The sequence below is a fragment of the Nonomuraea sp. NPDC049695 genome (assembly GCF_040674955.1).
Lineage (GTDB): Bacteria > Actinomycetota > Actinomycetes > Streptosporangiales > Streptosporangiaceae > Nonomuraea > Nonomuraea helvata.
In genome coordinates this window covers 20,217-40,434 of record NZ_JBFANV010000081.1, presented here as the reverse complement: position 1 = coordinate 40,434, position 20,218 = coordinate 20,217, and the positions used below count along the sequence as shown (strand labels likewise).

The window sequence follows — 20,218 nt, the reverse complement described above, 5'->3', positions numbered from 1 at the left end:
GGTCAGCCCGCGTGCTCGGCGATGTCGGCCAGCTCGGCCTTCTGCGCCTGGATGACCTTGCCGGCCAGCTCCAGCGTGGGCCCGTGCTTGCCCGCCTTCCGCACCTCTTCGGCCATCATGACCCCGTGCTCCAGGTGCCCGGACAGCTCCTTGAGCCACTGCCGGTCGAACTCGGCCCCGGCCTTGAGCTCCGAGCCCATCTGGGTGGTCGGCTCCGGCGGCAGCGGCTCCCGCCAGGAGCGCAGCCACGACGACATCATCTCGATGTCCGCCTTCTCCTCGGGGATGAGCTTCTTGCCCAGCTCGCGGACGTACGAGCTCTTGCCCCGTTCGACCGCCACCTCGGCCAGCTGGATCGTCTGCTGGTGGTGGGCGATCATCTCTTGGCTGAAGACCACGTCCGCCTTGACGTGGCTCACCGATGTGTCCGCCGACGTGTCCGCCGCCGCCGCGCATCCCGCCGCCAGCACGAGGCCGAGCAGCGCCGCAATTGCCGTGCTCCAACGCATGCCTGGAGATACGCGGCGCGCCGGATGAGGGTTCAGCCGACGTGGCGGGGTTCACACGCCCCAAATGCCAGCTCGACAGGTTGTAGAGCTACCCTGAAGGACGTGAAGGGTCTTGGCGAGCTTGAGCGCAGCATCATGGACATCCTCTGGGCGGAGCACAGTCCGCTGACCGCCCGCGAAGTCGGCAGGCTCATAGCCGACCGCGACCTTGCCCCCACCACGGTGATGACCGTGCTCGACCGCCTCACCCGTAAGGGCTTCCTTGAGCGCACCCGTGACGGGCGCGCATGGAGATACGAACCCGCCGAAAGCCGCGACGCGTACATCGCCGAGCTTATGCTTGAAGCCTTGGACATGACGGGCGACCGATCGGCCGCCCTGACCCGCTTCGCCCAGGCCGTGTCCGGGACCGAGGCGGAGATCCTGCGCAGAGCCCTTACGGAGCTGGAGGAAGAGTGATCACGGCAGCGGTGCTGGCAGCGCTCGCCATGGCGTGCGCGGTCGGCTCCTGGCGTTTCACCTCGGCCCGGTGGACCTCACGTGCTCCACGGCTGGCCATCATCGTCTGGCAATCCCTGGGCGTGGCCTGGGGCCTGGCCACCACCGGCGCCATGCTCGCCTACGCGCTCGACCCGTACGGCGTGGGGGTGTTGCCGGGGCTGGTCGCGTTCGCGCAGGGAGAGCAGCCCCTGGAGGCATGGGACCCGCTGCACGTGCTGGCCCTCATCGCGGGGCTCACCGCGCTGACGGTGCTGGTCGCGGTGCTCCTCACGGCCGGCGTGCAGGCCCTGCGGGCGCGGCGGCGGCACCGCATGCTGCTCGCCCTGATCTCCCACGACGATCCCGGCGTGCCCGGAGTGCGGGTGCTCGATCACCCAGGCGCCGCGGCGTACTGCGTGCCCGGCCTGCGCTCGCAGGTCGTGGTGAGCGAGGGCGCGCTCAAGCTGCTGTCCGAGGACGAGTTGGAGGCCGTGCTCGCGCACGAGGCCGCGCACGTACGCGAGCGGCACGACCTGGTGCTGCTGCCGTTCGCCGCACTGGGCAGGGCGCTGCCCTGGTCCAAGGTGGTGGCCGACGCGCAGGCGCAGGTGGAGCTGCTCATCGAGATGGCCGCCGACGACCGCGCACGGCGCTACTGCTCTCCGCGCCGGCTGGCGACGGCGCTGCTCAGGTTCGGTACGGCGGGCGCCATGCCGACGCCCCACGGCATGATCGGCGTGCACGCCCAGAACGTCATGGCCAGGGTCGACCGCCTGATCAAGCCGGGGCCGGAGCTGGCCACGTCGGCGCGCTACGCATACATCGCGCTCTCTGTGGCATTGGTCACCACGACACCCTTCCTCTGGTTTCTCCAGCTCTGACGCTTGCTGGTGTTAACCATCCTGCTTGCAATTGCAAGCAGGATGAGGCAGACTATGGGGCATGGCACTACCCAAGGTCGGTTCGATCGGCGAATACATCCGCGACCAACGGCAGCAGGCGAAGATCTCGCTGCGGCAGCTGGCGGAGGCGGCAGGGGTCTCCAACCCCTACCTGAGCCAGATCGAGCGTGGGCTGCGCAAGCCGAGCGCGGAGATCCTCAACCAGATCGCCAAGGGTCTGCGCATCTCCTCGCAGGCGCTCTATGTGCAGGCGGGCCTCATTGAGGACCGCGAGCCGCCAAGTGACGTCATCACGGCAATAAGGGCCGACACGAATCTCACCGAGCGGCAACGCCAGGTGCTGATTGATATCTATGAGTCGTTCCGTAAGGAGAACCGCACCGAGGGTGAGCAGACCTCCCAGAATGCCGACCCTCGGCGCGACTCCCCATCGGACGACGAACCACTGCCGGAGGAGTTTCTCGCCGCTCTTGAGCCCTTTGCGGCGCCCTCCGGCAACGGCAACGTCACCCAGGAAACCAAGGAAGGTTAACCCATGACGCTCGCAACCGAGGTAAAGAAGCTCACCGAGTCCAAGCCGTTCTACGCCGTCGCGGGCGTCGGCGACTACGCCGTGGAGAAGCTGCGTGAGCTGCCCGAGCAGCTGCAGAAGCTGCAGTCGCGCCGCTCCGAGCTCGCCAAGGAGCTGCCGGTGCGCGCCCGCGCGTACGCCGACAAGGCCGAGGTCCTCGCCAAGGACTTCCCCGAGAAGGCCCGCGAGTACGCCGACCAGATCACCACCAGGGCCACCGAGGTCTACGAGGACTTCGCCACGCGCGGCCGCAAGGTCGTCAGCCAGGCGAGCGGCACCGCCGCGCTCGAGCTCGAAGAGGTGTCCGAGGCCGCCGAGCCGCCCGTCGCCAAGCCGGTGACGCCGGTCAGGAAGCCCCGCACCACCAAGGCCAAGGCCTGATTTGACGTAAGGCCCGCCTCTTTCGGGAGGCGGGCCTTTCCGCTTTGGGGTGCCCGCCTGTCGGGGCTGCCTATTAGGCTGAAGCCGTTTTCATCGCGGCGTTGTGCGGAGCCAACAACATGAACTTGATCAACGGTTTTCTCAACCTCCTCTTCCTGGCGCTCGCCGCCGTCATCTTCGGCATGTCGGTCTACTCACTGGTGCACGCGCTCCGGGTGCCGACCAACGCGTTCGTCTCGGCGGGCAAGCTGCAGAAGAACATCTGGTTGCTGATCCTCGCGCTGGCGACGCTGTTCTCCGCCGCGGGCGCGTGGAGCTATCTCTCTTTCTTCCTCTTGGTCGGCGGCTTCCAATTCATCGGCCTGGATGCCGTGGGCTTCTTCTCGATCCTGGCGGTCATCGCCGCCACGATCTACATCGTGGACGTCAAGCCGGCCGTGAAGGGCATGGGCCGGGGCAACAACGGGCCCTACGGCCCCTGGTGATCAGGCCGGCTCGCCCGCGGGCCACGTCGGGGGCACTAGGCTGCCGACATGACCAACGACCTCCACGGGCGCACGCAGCGGCTGGAACTGTCGGACCAGGTCCTCCGCGATTTCGAGGCCGTCGTGCTGGACGCGACGCCTGACGGGATCGTGCTGAGCCGGTCGGCCTTCTATCCAGGTGGGGGCGGTCAGCCGGCGGATCACGGGGTCCTGATCTGGCAGGGTGTGGAGACCCGCATCGTGGGGGTGCGCAAAGGCGACGATCTGTACCTGATCCCGGCCGAGGGCGACCCGATCCCGCCCGCGGGCACCGTGGTCCAGGCGGCCGTGGCCGACGAGCGCCGCTCGGCCCTCATGCGTACGCACTCGGGGCTCCACGTGCTGTGCGGAGTGGTGTTCAGGGATTACGGCTGCCTCGTCACCGGCGGCAACATGGACGAGCTCAGCGCGCGGATGGACTTCGACCTGCCGGAGGTGCCTCCCGGGTTCAAGGAGGCCGTCGAGGACGCGTGCAACGCCGAGATCGCCGCCGACCGGCGCATCGACGTACGCGTGCTGCCCCGCAAGGAGGCCTTCGAGATCCCGGACATCATCCGCACGGCGACCAACCTCGTGCCGGAGAGCGTGCAGGACGTGCGCATCGTCGACATCGTGGGCCTCGACACCCAGGCCGACGGCGGCACCCACGTGGCCTCCACCAAGCAGATCGGGCACATCAAGGTCGCCAAGATCGAGAGCAAGGGGCGCGGTTTCCGGCGGCTGCGCATCCAGATCACCAACTAGGGCGGGTCAGTCGATCACCTTGGCGAGGCCGTCGAGCAGTGGGCCGAGCCCGAACTCGAAGAGCCGGTCGAGCTCGAGGTCGAAGTCGCCGCCCAGATCCTCGACGACCTTCGCGAAGGCGGGATAGTCCTTCGACTCGGTGATCCAGCGCAGGGCCTCGTCCTGCTCGGCCATCCATTCGTCGGCCGTGATGCCCGTGGCGGCCTGGGCCCGCCGCTCCAGCTCGATGTTGGCGGCGATGCCCTGCACATAGCTGTAGACCAGGGTGTGCACGTGCATCTTGGCCGTGCCGTCGAGCCTCGTGTCCGCCAGCGCCGCCATGACCCATTCCGTGTGCCTGATCAGGCTGGCCGAGGGCAGCGGCCTGGTCAGTGACGTGACGCCGGCCATCCACGGGTGCGCGCGGTAGCCGGCCCACTGGATGCGGGCCGACACCTCTATCCTGGCCCGCCAGCCGTCCGGGGGCTCATCGGGCAGCGGGAACTCCTCGATCACGGCGTCCACCATGAGCAGCACCAGGTCGTCCTTGCCGCCTATATGCCGGTAAAGGGACATGGTCGCCATGCCGAGCCGGTCGGCGACACCGCGCATGGTGAGCTCGGGCAGCCCTTCGGCGTCGGCGATCTCGATGGCGGCCTGCACGATGCGCTCGCGGGTCAGGTCATTTCCCGAAATGTCAGGACGCCGGGCGGCCGCCCGACCGCCGCGCGGTTCCGCCACGACCGTCCCGACCCTGGGCACCGCGACCACGACACCCTCCTGGGCCAGGATCGCGAGCGCCTTGGCGGCGGTGGCCAGCGCGACCTGCCAGTCCCTGGCGAGCTGCCTGGTCGAGGGCACCCGGTCGCCCGGTCGCAGCTTGCCGTCGGCTATGCGCCGCTTGATGTCGGCGACGATGCGGGCGTAGGGCGCTGTCATGCGATCCTCCTGTACTAGTACAGATCCTCCCATCATACCCTTGTGACCTGCTGTCCGTACGACGTACATTCAGCGTACGACGTCAACAGACAAGGAGCACATCATGAAGGCACTCATCTCCGGCGCGAGCATCGGCGGCCCCGTCCTCGCCTACTGGCTGCGGCGGCACGGCTACGAGACGACGCTCGTCGAGCGGGCCCCGGCCCCGCGCAAGGGCGGTCAGGCCATCGACATCAGGGGCGCCGCGCTGACGGTGGTCGAGAAGATGGGCGTCATCGACCAGATCAGGGCGCTGCGGACGACCATGCGCGGCATGTCCATGGTGGACGGCGAGGGCAACGAGCTCATGCGCAGCTACGAGGAGACGATCAGCGGCGGCCGGTTCGACAGCCCGGACATCGAGATCATGCGCGACGACCTCACCGCGATCCTCACGGCCGCCACCGACGGCGCCGAATACGTCTACGGCGACTCGATCGCCACCCTCGCCCAGGACGACGACGGCGTGGACGTGACGTTCGAGAGCGGCCGGCGGGAGCGCTACGACTACGTGTTCGGCGCCGACGGCCTCCACTCCAACGTGCGCAGGCTCGTCTTCGGGCCTGAGGAGCCGTTCCTCAGCCACCTCGGCATGTACGTCTCCATCTTCACCGCCGACAACTTCCTCGGCCTGGACCACTGGCAGACCTGGTTCCGCGAGGGCGACGCGGGCGGCGCCGTCTTCAGCGACCGGGACACCTCCGTGATGCGGGTCAACCTGGGCTTCGGAGCGGGCCCGCTCGCCTATGACCACCGCGACGTGGAGCAGCAGAAGCGCCTGATCCAGGAGCACTGCGAGGGACTGGGCTGGGAGGTGCCCAAGCTGCTCGCGGCCATGTGGCAGGCCGACGACTTCTACTTCGACGCCATGGCGCAGGTCAAGCTGGAGCGCTGGTCGAAGGGCAGGGTCGCGCTGATCGGGGACGCGGGCTACTGCGCCTCGCCGCTGTCGGGGCAGGGCACGAGCCTGGCCCTCGTGGGGGCGTACGTGCTGGCGCAGGAGCTCGGCAGGGACCGGGCGGCGGCCTTCGACCGGTACGAGGAGCGCATGCGCCCGTTCGTCGAGCAGAACCAGGCGCTCGCCCTCGAGAACCCCGGCGGGGGCGCCGCGCCGGAGAGCGTTCAGCGGGCCGCAACCAGCATCACGCTGGACTGACAGTCACGAACCGATACGATTTGCCGCCATGGGTATCAGACTCACGATCGCCGCGCTCGGGGCCACCGCTCTGACGTTGACCGCCGCTCCCGCGTCCGCAGGGGTGGCCGGGATCACGGACGAGGTGACGATGACCCTCGGCAAGAACGGCACCCTGCACGTGGTCGAGAAGATCAGCGGGGCGTCGGGTGAGCTCAAGCGGACGTTCCTCACCAGGACGCGGTACGACGACAGCAGCGACCGCGTCTACCAGATCTCGAACGTCAAGGGCGGCACCCTCGCAGGCGACGTGCTCACCGTGAAGGGGAACGGGACGGTCGAGTACGACGTCAAGGGAGCGGTGGCGACCTCGGGCGGCGTCGAGGAGCTGCGCTGGTTCGCGGTGAACGGCTGGAACCAGCAGGTCGCCAAGGCCACGGTCAAGGTGAACGGCCCGGGGCAGGTCCAGAACCTGTCCTGCTTCGCCGGGGAGCTGACCTCGGCCATCGGCTGCACCTCGGCCTCCATGGACCACTCGGCCACCGAGGCCGACTTCGAGCAGGAGAACATCGGCTCCGGCCAGGCGCTGACCGTGGTCGTCGGATACCCGAAGGGCTCCAGCGGCGGCGCCCCCATCCTGGAGAGGCGCTTCTCGCTGGCCGCCGCCTTCACGCTGAACACCGTCACCGGCGGCGCCCTGGCCGGGCTGCTGGTGCTGCTGCTCGGCGGCCTCGCCCTGCTCTACTGGACGCGCGGGCGCGACGCCAGGGTCGCGGGCCACGAGCAGGGCGCGGTCGATCCGGTGCAGAACGGCCACTTCTCCCCGCCCGACGGGGTGCGGCCCGGCCAGATCGGCACGCTCGTGGACGAGCAGGCCGACGTGGTGGACGTGACCGCCACGATCGTGGACCTCGCGGTCCGCGGCTTCCTGCGGATCGACGAGCAGCCGCGGCAGGCGTACGACGCGCCGGACTGGATGCTGGTCAGGCTGCCGAACGCGCCCGTCAACGCGCTGCTGCCCTACGAGCACGCCCTGTACGACGCCATCTTCGACGGGCGCGACGCGGTGCTGCTGTCGCAGCTGTCCGGCTCGTTCGCGGCCCACCTGGGCAAGGTCCGCGACGCGCTCTACGCCGACGTGGTCAAGCAGGGCTGGTTCGCCCGGCGCCCGGACACCGAGCGCACCAGGTGGACGACCATCGGCGTGGTGCTCATCGGCCTCGGGCTGGTGGCCACGGTGGCGCTGGCCTGGTTCACCACGTACGGGCTGCTCGGCCTGGCCCTGATCATCGCGGGCGGCGCGCTGGCCGTCGGCGGGCAGTACATGCCGGCCAAGACGGCCAAGGGCTCGGCGGCGCTGGCGCACACCATGGGCTTCCGGAAGTACCTGTTCTCCGGCGAGCTGGGCGACGTGCCCGAGCAGCACAGGGTGGAGCTGTTCTCGCGCTACCTGCCGTACGCGGTGATCTTCGACGGGGTGGAGCACTGGTCGCGCGTGGTGGCCTCGGTCACCGGGAACGGCCACCAGGCCGACAACCTGTACTGGTACCACGGGCCGGCGGAGTGGGACCTGTCCAAGTTCGCCGGGTCGATGCGTACGTTCACCACCACGACCTCGGGCGCCATCTCCGCCACCCGCCAGTTCCGCACCCTCTGACGCGCCTTCTAACGCAGGCGGAGCTCCCCCACCGGCCGGCCGCCGCCGAGCACCGGCGGTGCGCCCAGCTCGGCCAGCTCGGGCGCGTCCAGGCCCAGCGAGCGCAGGGCCGCGACCGTGGCGGGGACGCGGGCGCGCGGCGACCCGTCCTCGATCTTGACGGTGCCCGCGCGCCCGTCCTCGAACGCGAACGCGTCGAACGCCTCGGCGCCGGCCTTCAGCATGAGGCCGGGCAGCGCGCGCATGAGCTTGGCCTCCGGCCGGTCGGTGCCCGAGGTCCACTCGGGGTAGGTGGTCATGGCATCGAAGATCTTGCGTTCGTACGAGTCGGGCGAGGACATGGGGAACGCCCTGAACGCCTTGGTCACGCCGAGCATCGAGACGAAGAACAGCGGCGCCCCGCAGCCGTCCACCCCGGAGGCCGCGACCCGCTCCCCCGTCAGGTCCTCCACGGTCTCCCGGATGGCGCGCTGGAGCGGGTGCTTGGGCTCGAGGTAGGAGTCGGTGGGCCAGTCGTTCAGCACGCAGGTGGCGAGCATGGCGGCGTGCTTGCCGGAGCAGTTCATGTAGACGCGCCCGCGGTCGGTCACCGTACGGTCGGCCGGATAGTCCTCGGGGCATCCCAGCGCCGACTCCTCCAGCCCCGCGCCCGCGAGGATCTTCCTGACGCCGTCCACGTGGAACGGCTCGCCCGAATGCGAGGCGCAGGCCAGCGCCAGCAGCTCCCCCTCCAGCCGCAGGCCGGCGCGGAGCATGCCGAGCGCCTGAAGCGGCTTCATCGACGACCGTGGCGACGCGGGAACGTGCACCGCGCCCCTCGCCTCGACCGGACGCCCTTCCGCGTCCACGGTCAGCATCCGGGCCTGATGCGTGGACTCCACGAACCCAGACCGGACAACTTCCACAATCATCGACATATCTCTCTCCTTTCGGCCCGAGTCTACGGACCGTCGCTCCTGGTCCAGAATGGGTTGGCATGCGAGCAGTGGTGCAGAGAGTGAGTTCGGCGTCGGTCGTGGTCGACGGGCGCACGGTCGGGGCGATCGAGGAGCCGGGGCTGCTGGTGCTGGTGGGCGTCACCCACACGGACACCCGGGCCTCGTCCGCCAAGCTCGCCGCGAAGCTGTGGGGGCTGCGCATCCTGCACGGCGAGAAGTCCTGCTCGGACGTGTCCGCGCCGCTCCTGGTGATCAGTCAGTTCACCCTGTACGGCGACGCACGCAAGGGGCGGCGGCCCACGTGGCAGGCGGCCGCCCCAGGACCCGTCGCCGAGCCGCTGGTGGACGCGGTGGTGGAGGAGCTGCGCGCGTTGGGCGCGCGCGTGGAGACGGGCGTCTTCGGGGCTGACATGAAGGTGTCGCTGGTCAACGACGGCCCGATCACCCTCGTCGTCGAGGTCTGAGCCCTCCTCAGCGGATGCGGCGGCGCAGCGAGGGGTCGATGGTGACGTTGCGGCCCGCGTCCGGCGGCACGACGACCTCCTGAGCCGCCGCCACGCCGCCGGCCAGCAGCGTCGCGTCCACCGGCACCGTGCGCTTGACCACGGCCAGCGCGATCGGGCCCAGCTCGTGGTGGCGGGCGGACGAGCCGACCACGCCGACCTCCTGGCCCTCGAGGACCACGGGGGCGCCGTGCGGGGGCAGCGTGTCGACGCTGCCGTCAAGGTGCAGGAAGACCAGGCGGCGCGGCGGATGCCCGAGATTGTGCACCCTGGCCACGGTCTCCTGGCCGCGGTAGCACCCCTTGGTCAGGTGCACGGCCGAGCCGATCCAGCCCACCTCGTGGGGGATCGTCTTGTGGTCGGTGTCGAACCCCAGCCGCGGCCGGTGCTCCTCGATCCGCAGCGCCTCGTACGCCCACAGCCCCGCCAGCGGCCTGCCCAGGTGGTCGGGCAGCTCGTCGCGCGGCACCAGGAAGTCTTCCGTGGCCGTGGAGAGCACGGCCAGATCGTCGGCCCGCGACACCTCCACCCGGAGCATGAACCGCATCCGGTCGAGATAGTCGATCAGGCTCTGCGCGGTGCCCGGCTCGACGTGGGCCAGCACGCTCTCGCCGTCGTCGACCAGCGTCAGGTGGTGCAGCACGTGACCCTGCAGGTCGAGGTCGAGCGTCTGCGTCCACTCGCCGGGCCGCAGCGTGTCGAGCTTCTGCGAGGTCAGGTCGTTGAGCCATTTCAGCCGGTCGGCGCCGGAGATGCGGACCACCTCGCGGTTGCTGCGGTCGACGACCGCCTCACCCTTGGCCAGCGCGCGCTGCTCGGCGAACAGGTCGCCGTAGTGCGCGGCTACGTCGGAGTCCGGCCCGTCCGCGGGGACGGCGCCAGGGAGGTCGAGCAGAGGGCTACGCATGCCACCAAGGCTATCGGCAGCCACGGCGATGCCCGTAGATGGGCGGCCATCCACCTACCGGCAGTTGCGGCAGCGGCCGAAGACCGTCAGGTGACGCACGTCCGCGACGAACCCGAGCTCCTCGTCCAGCCCTTTGACCAGCCCGTCCGCCAGCTCGGGCCGCACCTCGAACACCTCGTCGCAGCCCCGGCACACCAGGTGCACGTGATCGGCCTCGGCGGCCAGATGGTAGGTCGGCGCGCCGTGCCCGAGGTGGGTGTGGGTGACCATGCCGAGCTCTTCGAGCAGCTCCAGCGTGCGGTAGACGGTCGAGATGTTGACGCCGCGGGCGGTCTCGCGGACCTTGACGCAGATCTCCTCCGGCGTGGCGTGCTCCAACGACTTGACCGCCTCAAGGACGAGCTGGCGCTGGGGGGTGACCCGGTAGCCCTTGGCGCGAAGTTCCTCATGCCACTGCGTCTCGGTCATGTCCTGAGTTTAGGCGCTTGTCCACCCCTTGCGGATGGGCCGCCGGACGGCCCCCGGATATTCACTTGCCCCTTCCGAACGTGAGCGCATAGCTTCATTGGTACGCGGAAAGGAGGTGGTCCAAGCAATGGTGAATCATAGTTGGGCTAGCGAGGTGGTTGTCCGCTGACGTCGCGGACTGTTGTCTCGTGACGTATCGCGAATACGAGGCAACCACCGGGGCCCCTGGCAGCCGGAGGGCGGGATCCCATCCCGACCGATGGTCCATCCGGCCCGCCTGCTCGGCAGGCGGAGTTGGCCTGGGGCCCTTCTTCATTTCCCGATGGTCAGTGCTCGCCTCTGGCCGCGATGCCGAGCCGGCCGCACGCCTCCTGGTAGAGCCGCACCACGGCCGTGCGTACCTGGGCTCGCTCGGTGAGCGTCTCGCCCCAGGGCACCCGCACCCGCTCCCCGCCGTCGACGGTGAACTCGATCGCCTCGCCGTCCACGTCGCTCGTCAGCGCCGAGGTGGCGTCGGGCCGGCCGCCGAGCCCCCGCACGATGATCAGCGCGTCTTCGGCGTGGTCGTCGTTCATGTGGCGCTTGATCGCCTCGACGGCGTCAGCGGTGAAGGGCGTGCTCATATCTGATCAAGCTACCTTCTTCAGCTCCGCCGACATATGATCCGTGAGCGGATGTCCCAGGGCCGCCATCTCATAGGCCCACATGAGGTTGCCCTTGACCAGCCCGTACAGCCGGTGGCCCGCGGTGTACTCCTTGGCCGAGGAGGTGCGGGCGACGACGTCCGTCCGCAGCTCGATCTTGTGGAAGACGACCTCGCCGATGTAGACCTCGACGATCCCGGTCGGGTGCGCGAGCACCACCTCGATCTGCCTGTCAGGCTGGGGACGCCAGTATCCGGACTCGGTGGCCAGCGGCTTGACCCGGTTGCCGTCCTGGTCGAGCAGCCACGTGCGGCTCACGTAGGACAGGAACGGCTTCCCGTTGTGCCCGAACTCGATCTCCTGACCGAAGTTGAAGCTCTCGATCGTCGGGTAGCCGCCCACGCCGGCGCCTTCCCACCGCCCGAGCAGGAACGCGATCGGCTCCAGGTCGGGGTGCACCTCAGGTTCTTCCATGTTCCCCAAGCCTAGTGGCCCTGGGCTGCCGTACGGCATCGATATCCATTCCGATATCGATGAACAGGGCATATCAGTCTTGGACAGCAAGAACCGGCCTGTGCTGTCATGACGCCCATGTCCCCTTCGAGCCCGTTGTCGAGCCTTGCCCGTCTGACCGGGGCGGCCGTGGCCGCCGGCGCCCTGCTGGCCGCGCTCGCGCTGCCCGCCGTGGGTGGCACGGGCACGCTGGTCGTCTCGGCCACCGAGACGCTGGATCTCAAGCCCGTCCGGCTCGAAGAGCCGCCCCTGGCCCAGACCTCGGTCATGTACGACGCCAAGGGCAACCGCATCGCCCAGTTCTACGCCGAGAACCGCAAGGTCGTCCGCCTCGACCAGATCGCCGAGGTGATGAGAACGGCGATCGTCGCCATCGAGGACTTCCGCTTCTACGAGCACGGCGCGATCGACTTCGAGGGCACCGTCCGGGCCCTGGCCAAGAACCTCAGCTCGGGCGGCATCGCCCAGGGCGGCTCGTCGATCACCCAGCAGTACGTCAAGCAGGTCCTGCTGAACTCGGCCGACACGGAGGCGGGCAAGAACAAGGCGCTGGAGGCCAGCTACGCGCGCAAGCTCAAGGAGCTGCGGTACGCGATGGGCGTCGAGGAGAAATACTCCAAGGACGAAATTCTCCGCAGATATCTGAACATCGCGTACTTCGGGGCGGGCGCCAACGGCGTGGAGGCGGCGGCGCGGCGCTTCTTCGGCGTCTCGGCGGCCGACCTGAGCCTCGCCCAGGCGGCGACCCTGGCCGGCGCCGTCCAGAACCCCAACAGGACCGATCCCGAGCTCGGCAAGCAGGCCCGCGAGCGGCTGCTGCAGCGCCGCGACGTGGTGCTGGACCGGATGGCGGAGCTCGGCCGGATCACGCCGGAGCAGGCGGAGAAGGCCAAGGCGGAGAAGCTCGGTTACAAGGGGGTCGAGGCGCCCAACGGCTGTCAGGCCAGCCGGTATCCCTACTTCTGCGAGTACGTACGCTACGAGCTGCTCACCAACCCCGCCTTCGGCAGGACACAGCGGATCAGGGAGCAGCGGTTCGAGCGCGGCGGCCTGAAGATCTACACGACCCTGGAGCCGAAAGCCCAGGGGGCGGCTGAGACGGCGATCAGGAAGCACGTGTTCGCCTCGGACCGCGCGCTGGCCGCCGAGGCGCTGGTCGAGCCGGGCACGGGCAAGATCAGGGCGATGGCGGCCAGCCGTCCCTACGGCCGGTCGGCCAAGCGGAAGGAGATCTCCTACAACCCGGTGGCGGACAAGCTGCACGGCGGGCTGATCGGTTTCCAGGCGGGCTCGACGTTCAAGACGTTCACGCTGATCACGGCGCTCGAGCAGGGCATGAAGATCGACGACGGGATCAGTGTGAGCAACGCCTACACCGCTCCCGGCTATGCCTCGTTCAAGAACTGCAAGGGCCAGAACATGGGCATTCCCTCCTGGACGGTCACCAACGACGAGGGCTCGCCCGGGTTCAAGACGCTGGCGACCGGCACGTGGGGCTCGGTGAACACGTTCTTCATGGCGCTGGAGCAGCGGGTCGGCCTGTGCGAGACGGTGCGGACGGCCAAGTCGCTGGGGATCATGCGGGCGGACGGCGGTCCGCTGCAGGAGTACGAGACGTTCACGCTCGGGATCAACGAGATGGACCCGGTGACCGTGGCCACCGCGTACGCGGCCGTCGCGGCGCGCGGCACGTACTGCGCGCCCATGGCCATCACCAAGGTGACCGAGGCGGGCACGACGACGCCGTACGAGCCGTCGTGCCGCAAGGCGCTGGACCCGGAGGTGGCCGACGCCACCGCGCACGTCCTGTCCGGCGTGTTCACCAAGGGCACGATGCGCGGGGTCGGCGGCATCGGCCGCCCGGCGGCGGGCAAGACGGGCACCACGGACGGGTACGCCACGGCCTGGTTCGCCGGGTTCACCCCTGACCTCGCGGGGGCCGTCAGCGTGGGCGACCCTCGTGGCTCGCAGCGGTACAAGCTCACCGGGGTCACCATCGGCGGCCGGTACTTCGGCTCGGTGGCCGGCGCCTCGGTGCCCGGGCCGATCTGGAAGGACACCATGATGGCGGCGCTCAAGGACGTGCCGGCCTCGGACTTCACCCCGGTGAACACGGCCCGCTTCGGCGGCTGCTCCGAAAGCTGCGCACCGGCCCGCGACGACGACCCTGAACCGGAGCAGGACTAGCGTCCTTCGGCGGAGTCTTCCATCGGAGTCCTTCGCCGCGGCCGGGGCGTTAGGGTGACGGTATGGGACGATCACTCGTGATCAAGGTGACCGCCGGGGCGGACGCTCCCGAGCGGTGCAACCAGGCGTTCACCGTCGCCGCGGCCGCGCTCGCGAGCGGTGTGCCCGTTTCTCTCTGGCTGACCGGTGAGGCGTCGTGGTTCGCGCTGCCGGGCCGGGCCAAGGAGTTCAGCCTGCCGCATGCCGCGCCGCTCGAGGACCTGCTCGACGCCGTGCTGGCGGTAGGGCGGGTGACGCTCTGCACCCAGTGCGCGGCCCGCAGGGACATCACCGTGGACGACGTCATCGAGGGGGTCCGCATCGCGGGCGCTCCGGCGTTCGTCGAGGAAGCGGTCAGCGAGGGCGCGCAGGCGCTCGTCTACTGACCCGCGGGAAAGCTGCCGGGCCCCGGCGCAGCCACGTGATCAGGACTGCGCGCGCACAGAACTCGAGCCGCACGCGCGTCCAGCTCCGCGTGCGGCTCGATCGAGGGTGAAAAGTCAGCTCGGCAGTACGGCCGCCAGGCGCTCCTGGCGGAGGGCCTCGTAGCGGGTGTCGTCGAGAGGCACCAGCTCACCCACCCGCCACGACAGCAGCAGGTCGGCCAGCGCGGGGTTGCGGGCCAGGGCGGGCCCGTGCAGGTAGGTGCCCACCACGTGCCCCGCGTAGCACCCCTCGAAGCCGTCGCCGTTGCCCACGCCCACGACGGTCCTGGACAGGGGCCTGACGCCGGGCCCCAGGTGGGTGACGCCCATGTGGTTCTCGAAGCCGGTCAGCGTGGGGAGGTTGAGGGCGGCGTCCACCTCCGCCACCAGCTCACCCACGGCGCGCGCCGGCCCGCGGGAGCTGGCGATGTCGAGCAGGCCGATGCCGTCCACCGGCTGGCCCTCCTCGCCGCCGAACGTGCTGCCCATGATCTGGTATCCGGCGCACACCGCCAGCATGGCGGCGCCGTGGGCGATCGCGCGGTGGAGGCCGCCGTCGCGGCGCAGGCGCTCGGCGGCCAGGATCTGCGGACGGTCCTCGCCGCCGCCGATGAGGTAGATGTCGCCGCTCTCCGGCACCGGGTCCGCCGACCGTACGTGGATCGTCTCCGTCTCGATGCCCCTGCGGGCCGCACGCTGCTCCAGGACGAGCACGTTGCCCTGGTCCCCGTACGTGCTCAGCAGGTCAGGGTAGATCCAGACGATGCGCAGGGCGCTGTCAGACGGCACGGCCGAACTCCGATCGGATGTGCTGGAAGGCGGTGTAGTTGGCGATCACGTCGACCCGGCCGGGCGGCTGCATGGCGAGAGCCTCCGAGAACGAGCCGCACAGCGTGAACGGCACGTCCGCCACGTCGAGCCTGAGCGCCAGGTCGAGCCGGCGCTGGCCGGTCACGAACACGGGCCGCCCGCGCAGGATGCGGTAGTCGACGTCCCACAGCCACGAGGTGTCACGGCCGTCGGGACCCTGCGCGTTGACCGAGAGGATGATCGGCAGCTGCGGATCGGCCACGTCGAACGCCTCGAGCCAGCCCGCCGGGTTCTTCGCCAGCAGCAGCCGCGCGTGGCGGCCGTCGCGCTCGACGGTGGTGTAGCGGCCGGCCACGGAGGTGACCTCGCGCAGCCGGGGCAGCGCACGCTCCACCGGCAACCCGAACGCCTCGGCCACCGCCAGCGCCATCACCGCGTTGGAACGGTTGGCCAGGCCGGGAAGCTGGATGTCGAGCATCCACCGCTGCCCGCGCGGGTCGACGGCCACGTCGTCGTCGACCGCCCACTGCGGCTCCGGCCGGTGGAACGTGCACTCCCTGCACGCCCAGAAGGCGTCCTTGCGGTCGAGCGGGCCGCCGCACTCGGGGCAGCACCAGGAGTCTTCCTTCCACCGCTGCCCGCCGGAGACCCACGTGACCTTGGCGGCCGTGGAGGCGCCCCAGGTCACGAGCGGGTCGTCGCAGTTGGCGATGACGTGGGTGGGCTTGCCGGACAGTGCCCTGCGCCACTTCTGCGCGAGCAGCCAGATCTCGGCGGCACGGTCCATCTGGTCGCGGCTGAGGTTCATCAGGCAGACGACGCTCGCGCCGGTGGTGTCGAGCACCTCCGGCAGGTATTTCTCGTCCACCTCCAGCACGCCGTACGGGGCGTCCTTGTGCTGGGACAGCGCCGAGACGTGGCCGGCGGGCATGTTGGCGCCGAACGCGTTGGTGGCCACCTCGCCGAGCTCGAGCAGCGCCGAGGTGATCAGCCTGGTCGTGGTGGTCTTGCCGTTGGTGGCGCTGACCAGAGCCAGCTTGCGGTCGTGGGCCAGCTTGCGCAGGAGGTCGGGCTCGAGCATGAGGCCCACTCGGCCGCCGATCACCGAGCCGTCTCCGCGTCCGGTCATCCTGGACAGCGTGGCGGCACTGCGGCCCAGGGCGCTGGCGAGCTGGGCCCGCAGAGGAAGCTGGGTCATGTCCAAGGATCCTAGTCGGCCTTGGCCGATAGTCTGGAGATGCACACGAAAACGCGGCCCGGTTGGTAGCCCGGGCGAGTCGCACCGTATCCGCCCTTCCATGGGATGTCCGGTGTGCCGGAATCGGCCTCGTCAGGCCGTCTTTTCGGCATGCCGCATGGAGGGCATCGTGGTGACGCTGTCGGTCTATCTGGACGGGCCGTTCTGGGTCGGCGTTCTGGAGATCGTCGAGGACGGCACGGTCCGGGCGACCCGCTTCACGCTCGGATCCGAACCGACCGACCCCGAGCTGTACGAGTTCCTGCAGCGGCACGGGGTCGCCCTCCTGGAACGCGCGGCCTCCTCACCCGCCGTCCCGTCGGAGAGGCGGGAGGTCAAGCGGGTCAACCCCAAACGGGCCGCGAAACTGGCGGCCCGGGCGGCGGCCAGGGTGGCCGGCCGGAGCACGGCCGCCCAGGAGGCGTTGCGGCTGGAGCTGGAGGGCCGGAAGGCGGAGGCCGTGGACGACCGGCGGGCCCGGCGGCGGGAGGCGGCGGAGCACAAGCGGGAGGTGGCCCGCCGCAAACGCATCGAGCGCCGCCGCGACCGGTGACCCCCGCTCCGCCACCACCCTGACCCCGTCCCGAAGCGACCCGCCGCGTCCCGTCCCTTCGCCGAAAGGACCTCAATGCCGTGACAGGCGTCGACGGCGCGGCGGCCGGCGCGTGCGCTCGGTGGCGGGCCGGGGTCGGGGTGGTGGGGGCGCGGGGTCAGGAGGGGCTCGCGGCGGACTCGGCGAAGGTGATCTCCAGGGCGCCCCCCTGGTCGAACGGCAGGACGAAGCGCCGAGGCCAGGAGAGCACGCCCTCCAGCCACCCGGCCCCCATCGTCTGCCCCACATGCCGCACCCGCGCCGACGACTCGATCCCGATCGCCACCGTCATGATGTCCCGCTGGACCCCTTCGTTCTCGTCGTCCCCCAGGATCACCCGCCAGGCCAGCGCCCGGTTCCGGTCCACCTCCATGGACAGCGGGTGGTGCCGGAGCGCCTTGGCCCGGTGCCCGAGCAGCTCGGTGTGGACGAGATCGGGCGAGGAGCCGTTGCCGTTCGGCGGCTGGCGGAAGAGGGCGTACTCCATGGGAGGGGCCGGGCTGCGCAGGTTGGGGGCGGGCTGACCGTACGGGAAGAGCCTGTCCACCTCGTGCAGCCACCGGACCTGCGGGATCACCCACTGTGCCCCCGGCCGCTCGCCGCCGCTGTCGAGCCCGGCGAGCAGCCGCGTAGCGGTCGCGGCCGCCTTCTCGGTGAGCAGCGAAGGGTCGAACCAGCTCCGCAGCGACCAGGCGCGCCGCTGCACCGAGCGCTCGATCAGGGTCGCCAGCAGGCACTCCCTGCGCCGCGCCGGCAGGTCGGCCCAGGCGGAGGCGAGGGCGCGCGGCACCCCCGGCAGCGGCCGGTTGCTGACGAAGGCGAGCACGACCGTGTCGCACCAGATCCGCAGCCAGGCCCAGTCGGGCGCGTCGGCGAGCACGTCGGCCTCGCGCAGCTCCACGAGCGTGCACGCCTGCCCGGTCCGGCAGGCCGCGCCGCACGCCGCCGACCGGCGTCCGCGGATGGGCGGCGGCGGGCCGGGCAGCACCTTCTCCCTGGACTCCCCCAGCGGTACGCGGACCCGCAGCGGCCGGTCCATCCCGTCGGCGAAGACCGCGGCCGAGCCCGGCTGCAGGGAGACCACGTGGCGGGACTGCTCGTCGCTCAGGTTCATGGCGGCGCCGACGAGCTTCCTGTCGTCCTCGGCCGGGAGCCGGTGCACGACCTTCAGCGCGGTGTTCTTGACGACGTCGGAGACGAGCTTGGTGGGGATCTGCTCGGCCACCACGATGCCCTCGCCGTACGCCCGGACCTCCGCGAGCAGCCCCGCCAGCAGCTCCACCGCGTGCGTGGACGCCCGGCCGTGGCCGCGGTCACGCAGCAGCCGGTGCGCCTCCTCGATCACGATGACGTGGCGCAGCTCGTGGGACTTCTCCCTGCGTGCCCGCATGCGCAGGTGCTCGACGATCCTGATGATCAGCGTGCCCATGAGGAACGCCTTGTCCTCGTCGTTGGCCACGTCCTCGATCGCCAGCACGACGTCGCGTTCGAGCAGGCCGCCGATGTCGGCCGGGTGGCCGCCCTCGAAGAAGCGCCCGGCCGAGCCGACCCGCAGGGACCGGAGCCTGAGCGAGATGAAGCCCTCGACGTCCGCCTGGACCTCGCGGCCGTAGCCGATCTCCTTGATCACGTCCATGGCGTGCTGCTGGAGCTGTTCGAGGGTGGGCACGCTGGGCGGGACGTTCGAGCCCGGCACGGCGCCGCCCGTGACGACGTCCCAGCCGGTGGCCTCGTAGACGCGCTGCAGGGCGAGGGACATGATCTGCGGGAAGGGCTCCTCCGCGTCGAACGCCGCCATGAACAGCGCCCTGACCATGTCGATGTGGGCCTGGACGGGGTAGCCGGGCTCGGGTTCGAGGGGGTTGATGCTGAACGGCACGCCGTCGGGGGCCGACGGGTTGATGACCGTGATGGGTTCGTCGACGCGGCCGGCCATGGCGGCGTACTCGGACTTGGCCGGCTCGATGGCCAGCCACGGGATGCCGGCCCTGCTGAGCTGCTCGAGCAGGTGACGCACGGTCTGCGACTTGCCGGAGCCGGTCGCCCCCGTGACGAACGCGTGCCGGTTGAGCGTGGCCAGCGGCACCCGGAACGTCCCGACCCCCCGGTCCTGTCCGTCGAGGATCTCCCCCAGCTCCAGCTCGCCCCCGTCGGCCTCGGACGTCACGTCGAAGAAGCCCGACTCGAGCACGCGTACCCCGGGGACCTCCCGCCTGGGCAGGCCGGCCAGCGCCGCGAGGGCGCCGGCGGTGGCGGCGAACGGGGCGGCGGCGCCGTCGGCCGGGTCCTGCATGGTGACGGCGAGGGCCTCCGACAGCGTGTGGACCGCGCCGTGCGAACTGCGCAGCCGGTACGGGTGCTGGCTCATCTCGACCGACCCGACCAGCACGGGCGCGATCTGCCGCAGCTCCTCGGCGGTGGCGCCGCCCGCCAGCACGCGCACGTTCCAGAGACCCGCCTCCCTGAACGCGTCCAGCTCCTGCATGCGCCGCTCGGCCCGCTCGGCGTCGAAACGGGACCGCTCGGAGGCGTCGCCGTACTGCCTGAGCACATTGAGCTGGGTACGCAGGTGCGCCACCTCGGCGTCGAGCAGGTCGGTCGGCTCGGCCACCACCAGCCAGGCGAACGGCCGCGACATGAGCGTCACCAGCGTCGCCTCGAACAGGGTCGGCCGCCTGAGCTCGTCAGGGTCGAACTCGCGCCCCTTGCTCCCGAGCGGCGGCGCCTGCCGCCCCGGGCACGGCGTCCAGACCAGGTCCGCCAGGTCGGCGAGGTACTCCTCGCTGAGCTGGACCCCGCGTGCCCCTCCCGGGAAGAGCAGCGGCTGCGGGCCGCTCGGGTATTCGGCCGCGCCGGTGGACCTGCGCGGCTGGCGCGGCGGCGACAGCGGCCCCGCGTTGGTGATGAGCTCGAGCGGCGCGCCGGACCCTCGCGACAGCCACCCGATCACGAACGGCCGGTCGCGTTGCGCGGCCGACAGCACCGCGGGCAGCACGGTGACGAAATCCCACTCCGCCGACGAGCTTCGCGAGGGTGCTGCGATCGACTGGATTCGATACCAGGGCCCACTCAGCGAGACACTCGGCTGCATTTCA

General features: G+C 70.3%; 22 protein-coding genes. 12 read left to right on the top strand and 10 right to left on the bottom strand.

Annotated features, from left to right (window positions below):
- Positions 1–2 precede the first annotated feature (2 nt).
- On the bottom strand, positions 3–509 hold the full coding sequence (locus AB0J64_RS44105) for a DUF305 domain-containing protein (RefSeq protein ID WP_364041606.1): 507 nt from the start codon (positions 507–509) through the stop codon (positions 3–5).
- Between the two features lie 102 nt (positions 510–611).
- Here AB0J64_RS44105 and AB0J64_RS44100 point away from each other — a divergent pair, with 102 nt between their 5' ends.
- From AB0J64_RS44100 to AB0J64_RS44075, 6 genes are all read left to right on the top strand, one after another.
- Complete coding sequence (locus AB0J64_RS44100; RefSeq protein WP_364041604.1) at positions 612–968, top strand: BlaI/MecI/CopY family transcriptional regulator; 357 nt, start codon at positions 612–614, stop codon at positions 966–968.
- Positions 965–1,870 carry a M56 family metallopeptidase gene (locus tag AB0J64_RS44095; protein ID WP_364041603.1) on the top strand — a complete coding sequence of 302 codons (906 nt, stop codon included), beginning with the start codon at positions 965–967 and terminating at the stop codon, positions 1,868–1,870. The genes AB0J64_RS44100 and AB0J64_RS44095 overlap by 4 nt, the downstream gene beginning before the upstream one ends.
- 61 nt (positions 1,871–1,931) lie before the next feature.
- Complete coding sequence (locus AB0J64_RS44090; RefSeq protein ID WP_364041601.1) at positions 1,932–2,423, top strand: helix-turn-helix domain-containing protein; 492 nt, start codon at positions 1,932–1,934, stop codon at positions 2,421–2,423.
- Positions 2,424–2,426: 3 nt separating this feature from the next.
- Complete coding sequence (locus AB0J64_RS44085; RefSeq protein ID WP_364041599.1) at positions 2,427–2,843, top strand: hypothetical protein; 417 nt, start codon at positions 2,427–2,429, stop codon at positions 2,841–2,843.
- A gap of 119 nt (positions 2,844–2,962) precedes the next feature.
- Positions 2,963–3,328, top strand: a complete 366-nt coding sequence (locus AB0J64_RS44080; RefSeq protein WP_364041597.1) for a DUF2516 family protein — start codon at positions 2,963–2,965, stop codon at positions 3,326–3,328.
- A gap of 48 nt (positions 3,329–3,376) precedes the next feature.
- Entirely contained in the window at positions 3,377–4,111 is a 735-nt protein-coding gene (locus AB0J64_RS44075; protein WP_364041595.1) for an alanyl-tRNA editing protein, read from the top strand.
- A 6-nt stretch (positions 4,112–4,117) separates the two neighbouring features.
- Here AB0J64_RS44075 and AB0J64_RS44070 read toward each other — a convergent pair whose 3' ends face one another.
- Positions 4,118–5,029, bottom strand: a complete 912-nt coding sequence (locus tag AB0J64_RS44070) for a TetR/AcrR family transcriptional regulator C-terminal domain-containing protein (protein ID WP_364041593.1) — start codon at positions 5,027–5,029, stop codon at positions 4,118–4,120.
- Between the two features lie 103 nt (positions 5,030–5,132).
- On the opposite strand from AB0J64_RS44070, the gene AB0J64_RS44065 reads away from it, so the two are divergent.
- Both AB0J64_RS44065 and AB0J64_RS44060 read left to right on the top strand, forming a co-directional pair.
- Positions 5,133–6,224, top strand: a complete 1,092-nt coding sequence (locus AB0J64_RS44065) for an FAD-dependent monooxygenase (RefSeq protein WP_364041591.1) — start codon at positions 5,133–5,135, stop codon at positions 6,222–6,224.
- Positions 6,225–6,252: 28 nt separating this feature from the next.
- A complete protein-coding gene (locus AB0J64_RS44060) occupies positions 6,253–7,860 on the top strand; it encodes a DUF2207 domain-containing protein (RefSeq protein ID WP_364041589.1) in 1,608 nt (535 codons plus the stop codon).
- Between the two features lie 8 nt (positions 7,861–7,868).
- Here AB0J64_RS44060 and AB0J64_RS44055 read toward each other — a convergent pair whose 3' ends face one another.
- Positions 7,869–8,777, bottom strand: coding sequence for an asparaginase (locus AB0J64_RS44055; RefSeq protein WP_364041587.1), 909 nt, complete (start codon positions 8,775–8,777; stop codon positions 7,869–7,871).
- Positions 8,778–8,836: 59 nt separating this feature from the next.
- On the opposite strand from AB0J64_RS44055, the gene dtd reads away from it, so the two are divergent.
- Positions 8,837–9,262: a D-aminoacyl-tRNA deacylase gene (gene dtd, locus AB0J64_RS44050; RefSeq protein WP_344997871.1), complete on the top strand. Its 426-nt coding sequence runs from the start codon at positions 8,837–8,839 to the stop codon at positions 9,260–9,262.
- 7 nt (positions 9,263–9,269) lie between these two features.
- Here dtd and AB0J64_RS44045 read toward each other — a convergent pair whose 3' ends face one another.
- The 4 genes from AB0J64_RS44045 to AB0J64_RS44030 form a co-directional block, all read right to left on the bottom strand.
- A complete protein-coding gene (locus tag AB0J64_RS44045) occupies positions 9,270–10,208 on the bottom strand; it encodes a glycine cleavage T C-terminal barrel domain-containing protein (protein ID WP_364041585.1) in 939 nt (312 codons plus the stop codon).
- Positions 10,209–10,262: 54 nt separating this feature from the next.
- The gene (locus AB0J64_RS44040; RefSeq protein WP_344997875.1) at positions 10,263–10,676 is read right to left on the bottom strand and encodes a Fur family transcriptional regulator; all 414 of its coding nucleotides are present in this window, start codon (positions 10,674–10,676) and stop codon (positions 10,263–10,265) included.
- 326 nt (positions 10,677–11,002) lie between these two features.
- Positions 11,003–11,299 (bottom strand): DUF2470 domain-containing protein, encoded by a 297-nt coding sequence (locus tag AB0J64_RS44035; protein WP_364041583.1) that lies wholly within the window; start codon positions 11,297–11,299, stop codon positions 11,003–11,005.
- A 6-nt stretch (positions 11,300–11,305) separates the two neighbouring features.
- Complete coding sequence (locus AB0J64_RS44030) at positions 11,306–11,794, bottom strand: FABP family protein (RefSeq protein WP_344997879.1); 489 nt, start codon at positions 11,792–11,794, stop codon at positions 11,306–11,308.
- A 117-nt stretch (positions 11,795–11,911) separates the two neighbouring features.
- Here AB0J64_RS44030 and AB0J64_RS44025 point away from each other — a divergent pair, with 117 nt between their 5' ends.
- Together AB0J64_RS44025 and AB0J64_RS44020 are read left to right on the top strand one after the other, a co-directional pair.
- Entirely contained in the window at positions 11,912–14,020 is a 2,109-nt protein-coding gene (locus AB0J64_RS44025; RefSeq protein ID WP_364041581.1) for a transglycosylase domain-containing protein, read from the top strand.
- A gap of 62 nt (positions 14,021–14,082) precedes the next feature.
- Positions 14,083–14,445, top strand: coding sequence for a DsrE family protein (locus AB0J64_RS44020; RefSeq protein WP_364041579.1), 363 nt, complete (start codon positions 14,083–14,085; stop codon positions 14,443–14,445).
- Between the two features lie 114 nt (positions 14,446–14,559).
- Here AB0J64_RS44020 and AB0J64_RS44015 read toward each other — a convergent pair whose 3' ends face one another.
- On the bottom strand, positions 14,560–15,273 hold the full coding sequence (locus AB0J64_RS44015; protein ID WP_364041577.1) for a glutamine amidotransferase: 714 nt from the start codon (positions 15,271–15,273) through the stop codon (positions 14,560–14,562).
- Entirely contained in the window at positions 15,263–16,492 is a 1,230-nt protein-coding gene (locus AB0J64_RS44010) for a MurT ligase domain-containing protein (protein WP_364041575.1), read from the bottom strand. Before AB0J64_RS44010 ends, AB0J64_RS44015 begins: the two co-directional genes overlap by 11 nt.
- Positions 16,493–16,661: 169 nt before the next feature.
- On the opposite strand from AB0J64_RS44010, the gene AB0J64_RS44005 reads away from it, so the two are divergent.
- On the top strand, positions 16,662–17,084 hold the full coding sequence (locus AB0J64_RS44005) for a YjdF family protein (protein WP_364041573.1): 423 nt from the start codon (positions 16,662–16,664) through the stop codon (positions 17,082–17,084).
- 157 nt (positions 17,085–17,241) lie between these two features.
- Here the strand turns inward: AB0J64_RS44005 and AB0J64_RS44000 are convergent, their stop codons facing one another.
- Positions 17,242–20,118: an ATP-binding protein gene (locus tag AB0J64_RS44000; protein WP_364041571.1), complete on the bottom strand. Its 2,877-nt coding sequence runs from the start codon at positions 20,116–20,118 to the stop codon at positions 17,242–17,244.
- Positions 20,119–20,218 lie beyond the last annotated feature (100 nt).